This window comes from Micromonospora sp. NPDC049081, from assembly GCF_040648835.1.
In the GTDB taxonomy this organism is placed as follows: Bacteria; Actinomycetota; Actinomycetes; order Mycobacteriales; family Micromonosporaceae; genus Micromonospora; species Micromonospora antibiotica.
The window spans coordinates 1-1,279 of record NZ_JBEZEK010000068.1 but is presented as its reverse complement, the minus strand read 5'-3'; the positions used below and the strand labels follow the sequence as shown (position 1 = coordinate 1,279).

The 1,279-nt window shown below is 74.1% G+C and carries 1 protein-coding gene; it reads left to right on the top strand.

The window, feature by feature from the left end; genetic code table 11:
• Nucleotides 1–295 precede the first annotated feature (295 nt).
• Nucleotides 296–1,255 carry a phosphotransferase gene (locus AB0B63_RS32480; protein WP_357025885.1) on the top strand — a complete coding sequence of 320 codons (960 nt, stop codon included), beginning with the start codon at nucleotides 296–298 and terminating at the stop codon, nucleotides 1,253–1,255.
• The last annotated feature ends 24 nt before the right edge of the window (nucleotides 1,256–1,279 follow it).

Here is a 1,279-nt window from a genome sequence, read left to right as displayed (position 1 = left end):
CCGGAATGACGCAAACCTCTTGATCACCGAAAACAGCGGTGGGGGTGGGCGGGTGATCAAGAGATTTGCGTCAGGTCGGGCCGGCGGGGTGACGCAAACCTCTTGATCACCTGGGCGCGGGAGGGGACGAGGGCGCGGACGGGACGAGGGCGGGACGGGGCGAGGGCTGGGGGACGGGACGAGGGCGGGGACGGGGCGCGGGACGGGGAAGGAGCGAGGGCGGGGTGGGGCGGTGCGTGGGGTGGGTGGGGTAATCGGGTTGCTTGGGGTGTGGGGTGCTCGCCAGGGTTGGGGGATGGCGGATGCGAACGCGGGTGGGGGCAGGATCGGGTGGGATGAGCTGCCCGGGCATGTCCGGCAGGCGGTGGAACGGATCGTCGGTGACCGGGTGGTCGAAGCGGTCTCCCAGCCCGGTGGATACTCCCCCGGCACGGCCGACCGGGTGCTGACGGCCGACGGGCGACGGGCGTTCGTCAAGGCGGTCAGCTCGGCGCAGAACCCGGACACCCCCCGGATGCACCGCGCCGAGGCCCGGCACACGGCCGCACTGCCCCGGTGCGCCCCGACGCCCCGGCTACTCGGCTGTCACGACGACGGTGAGTGGGTGGCGCTCGTACTCACCGATGTCGACGGCCGGCACCCGCACACGCCGTGGCGGCCCACGGACCTCGACCCGGTGCTGCGCGCGTTGGAGGCGCTGGCCGACACGCTCACCCCGAGCCCGGTGCCGGACGTGCCGACCGCCGCCGAGCGGCTGGCCCACGACTTCGCCGGCTGGCGGCGGATCGCCGCCGACCCGCCGCCCCGGCTCGACCCGTGGGTCGCCGCGCACCTGGTCGAGTTGTGCGCGGCGGCCGACCGGGGGCTGGCCGGGCTGACCGGCGACACCCTGTGCCACCTGGACGTGCGGGCCGACAACCTGTTGATCGACGCGGACGGTGCGGTGACCGTGGTGGACTGGCCGTGGGCCTGCCGGGGGCCCGCCTGGTTGGACACGGCGCTGCTGCTGGTCAACGTGCGGCTGCACGGCGGGCACGACACCGAGGCGCTGGTGCGTCGGTTGCCGCTCACCGCCGATGTCGACCCCGCCACCCTGACCGGCTTCTATGCGGGCCTGGCCGGTTTCTTCACCGACAGCGCCCGCCGCCCGCCACCGGCCGGCATCCCCACCGTCCGTGCCTTCCAACAGGCCCAGGCCGCCGCCCTCGTCCCCTGGCTCCGCCACCGCCTCGAAACCCCCGGAGCAGTCCGGTGATCAAGAGGTTCAGGTCAGCCTGCA

Coding starts and splice junctions, on each gene's coding strand:
- AB0B63_RS32480 (WP_357025885.1), top strand. CDS start 296: ATGGCGGATGCGAACGCGGGTGGGGGCAGGATCGGGTGGGATGAGCTG.